Origin of the sequence: Streptomyces sp. NPDC057638 (assembly GCF_042800315.1) — a bacterium.
GTDB lineage: Bacteria > Actinomycetota > Actinomycetes > Streptomycetales > Streptomycetaceae > Streptomyces.
This window is the reverse complement of record NZ_JBHVHF010000531.1, coordinates 1-3123: the sequence shown is the minus strand read 5'-3', so window position 1 is coordinate 3123 and position 3123 is coordinate 1. Positions and strand designations below refer to the sequence as shown.

4 protein-coding genes are annotated in these 3123 nt (G+C 74.6%); 2 read left to right on the top strand and 2 right to left on the bottom strand.

Features of this window, described 5'->3' with window-relative positions:
• Nucleotides 1-102 precede the first annotated feature (102 nt).
• Complete coding sequence (locus ACFVIM_RS34400) at nt 103-687, bottom strand: TetR/AcrR family transcriptional regulator (protein WP_384310122.1); 585 nt, start codon at nt 685-687, stop codon at nt 103-105.
• 106 nt (nt 688-793) lie between these two features.
• Between ACFVIM_RS34400 and ACFVIM_RS34395 the strand changes: the two genes are divergently transcribed.
• Entirely contained in the window at nt 794-1651 is an 858-nt protein-coding gene (locus tag ACFVIM_RS34395; RefSeq protein WP_384310120.1) for a class I SAM-dependent methyltransferase, read from the top strand.
• Between the two features lie 69 nt (nt 1652-1720).
• Here ACFVIM_RS34395 and ACFVIM_RS34390 read toward each other — a convergent pair whose 3' ends face one another.
• Entirely contained in the window at nt 1721-2338 is a 618-nt protein-coding gene (locus ACFVIM_RS34390) for a lipoprotein (RefSeq protein WP_384310118.1), read from the bottom strand.
• Between the two features lie 294 nt (nt 2339-2632).
• Between ACFVIM_RS34390 and ACFVIM_RS34385 the strand changes: the two genes are divergently transcribed.
• Nucleotides 2633-3064 carry an ester cyclase gene (locus ACFVIM_RS34385; protein WP_384310115.1) on the top strand — a complete coding sequence of 144 codons (432 nt, stop codon included), beginning with the start codon at nt 2633-2635 and terminating at the stop codon, nt 3062-3064.
• Nucleotides 3065-3123: the final 59 nt, after the last annotated feature.

The window sequence follows — 3123 nt, the reverse complement described above, 5'->3', positions numbered from 1 at the left end:
CGGTCGCCCTGGTGACCGACGGCGACGGCCTTACGCTCCCCGCGGACCGCACGGCGAGGACACGGGGAACCGCGAGGGGCGAGACATCCCGACCCGCCTGGGTCAGGACTCCCGCACCAGGGCGCGGACCAGGCGCCCGACGCTCTCCCGGGGGTCCGGCGCGCCCTCCCAGCCGGTCATCAGCAGATGGTGCAGGGTGCCCACCAGGGCCAGTGCGACCGACTCCGGGTCGACCTCCTCCCCCACGCGCCCCAACTGACGCTCGTCCCGCAGATAGTCACCGATCGCCCGCTGCACCACTCCGAAGCCGGGTGCGCCCGCCTGCCAGCTCTCCCGGACCCGGCGGGCCGCCACCGGGCGGGTGACCGCGAGCCCCACGACCCCGCTGTCGAGTGACAGCACGGTCTCCGCGACCGCGTCCAGGTTGTCCGCGACGGTGGCGGTGCCCGCGCGGGCGGGCAGTTCACCGGCCAGCCGGGCGATCCGCGCGAAGCGGTCGAGGACGAGTTCCGCCACGAATTCGTCGAGTCCCGCGAACCGGGTGTGCAGCACCCCCTTGGCGCAGCCCGCTTCCTCGGTGATCGCCCTGCTGGTCAGGGCCGCGGCGCCGTCCCGCGCCACCACGCGTTCCGCCGCGTCGAACAGCCGCTCACGCAGATCGGGGATCGCGATTCCACGCGGTGCCATCAAGTACCTCCCGGGGGCTGGGGATTGCCAGTATGGGCGCGCGCCCATACTGTTTGGGCAGACGCCCATTCTAGGGTCCGTCCCCATCTCGCCGGAGGTCCGTCCTATGCACGTCGTCGCCAACACCGCCCAGTCCGAAGCCTGGAACGGCTACGAGGGCACCCACTGGGCCACCCATCAGGACCGCTGGAACGCGGTCAACGCCGGTTTCGACCGGCCCCTGCTCGACGCCGCCGCCGTATCGGACGGCGACCGGGTCCTCGACATCGGCTGCGGTGGCGGTGCCACCACCCGGCTCGCGGCCCGCGCGGCGGGCGAGCGCGGCCACGCACTCGGACTCGACCTCTCCGCGCCGGTACTGGAACGGGCCCGGGACCGCGCCGCCCGGGAGGAGATCACCAACGTCTCCTTCGAACAGGCCGACGCCCAGGTGCACCCGCTGCCGGGCGGCTCCTTCGACGTCGCGATCAGCCGCTTCGGTGTCATGTTCTTCGCCGACCCGCTCGCCGCGTTCACCAACGTCGCGGGCGCCCTGCGCCCCGGCGGGCGCGCCGCCTTCCTCACCGCCGCCGACCCCGGCGGCAACGAGTGGCTCCAGGCCCTCGTCTCCCTGGGCGACCTCCTCCCCGTCCAGGGCTTCGGCACCCCCGGCGGGCCCGGCATGTTCTCCCTCGCCGACCCGGGCACCGCCCTGTCCCTGCTGACCGCGGCGGGCTTCCAGGACGTGGCGGCCGAGCATGTCCAGGCGTACGGGACATGGGGCCGCGACGCCGGGGACGCGGCGGACTTCCTGCTCGGCTCAGGCCCCGGCCGCCATCTGCTCGCCGAGGCGGCGCCCGGGATCCGCGCGGAGGTGCGCGAACGGCTCGTCGAGCGGCTGCGCCCGTACGAGAGGGACGGGGCCCTGCGACTCCTCAGCACCGGCTGGCTGCTGACCGGCACGACGGCGGGCCGGGCCGGGTGAACGGCCCGTCGGGGACACGGCTCCGCGCCGGGCAGGACCGCGCGTCTCCGGGCCCGGCGCCGCGCCCGCTCAGCCCTTCCCGGCGCGGACGGACTTCTTGATCTGTTCGTAGGCGGGGAGCATCCTCGGGTCCTCGCCGCCTCCCAGCCCGCCGAGCTGGACGATGACCAGCCCGTCCGCCGCGCCCACCACAAACGCCCGGGCCGCCGTCTCGCCACCGCCCGCGGGCCCCGGGCTCTCGCTGAACCGCGCCTCCACCGCCGCAAGGGCACCGGCCCGGAACGGCGCGTAGCTCTCCTGCTTCAGCCGCAGGGTGACCTCGCCGACGAAGCCCCTCAGCGCCTGCTCCGGTGTCCGGCCCGCGACCGGCGCGGTCCAGACCCGCATCCGACCGGCGTGCCCCGCCGCCGAACCGTCGAGCTCACAGACGAGCGAGAACGCCACCCGCTGGGAGTCCACCGGGGCGGAGGCGGCGTCGGTGGCCCGCGCCTGCCAGCCCGCCTCCAGGTCGAAGGAGACGGGCAGCGCGCACCCGGAGTCACGGGCCCCGACCGAGCTCGGCTCGTCGGGGACCTCGGACCTCTTCTCCCCGCCCGTGGTGGTCGTCGTGGTGCAGCCGGTGAGCACCGCGGTCAGCAGCACCAGCGGGGCCGCGCCCCGGGCGATGCGTCTGGTGGTCCGCGCCATACGGGATTCCCCCTCGTCGTCGATCAGTTGGGGCGATCCTAAAAGGCGGGCGGAGCGGTGACTGACGGCCCCTGGCGCCCATCGCACGGGCGAGGACGGCGGGAAGGACGGCGGGAAGTACGGCCGGACAGGGCGGCCGGGTCCGCGCGGGTGGCCGGGGTGACGGTCGGTCCGGGCCATGTGGTCAGTCCGGCGCGGCCCCCGGTCAAGCTTCCGTCAAGAACGCCGCCCACCTCCGAACGGCACGGTGGCCCGACGACAGCGGAACGAGACACGAAGGGCGGGCACGGGACCATGGCGCACCAGGAGACGCTGGAGCAACGGAACAAGAGGATCATCCGGCGGGTCTTCGACGAGTTCGTCAACGGCGGGGACTTCTCGGTGGTGGAGGAGATCTACCGGACGGACATGGTCGACCACCAGCCGCTGCCCGGCGCGCCCGAGGGGCTGGCCGGAGTCAGGTACACGGTCGCGGGGCTCCGCGCGGGATTCCCCGATCTCCACGTCACGATCGAGGACATGAGCGCGCACGGCGACCACGTCGCCATCCACAACACCTGGCGCGGCACCCACCTCGGTGACTTCCTCGGCCTGGCGCCGACCGGGCGGGCGATCGAGTCCCGTGGTGTGGTGGTGTGGCGGCTGGCCGACGGGCTCATCGCCGAACGCTGGGGCATCGGGGTGCGGTCCGGTCTGCTGGCGCGGCTCGGCGGGCGGCGCCCATGACCCCGGGGGGCCCGGTCCCCGTCGCCCCACGGGCCGGAGGAGTCCGGACCCCTCCGGCC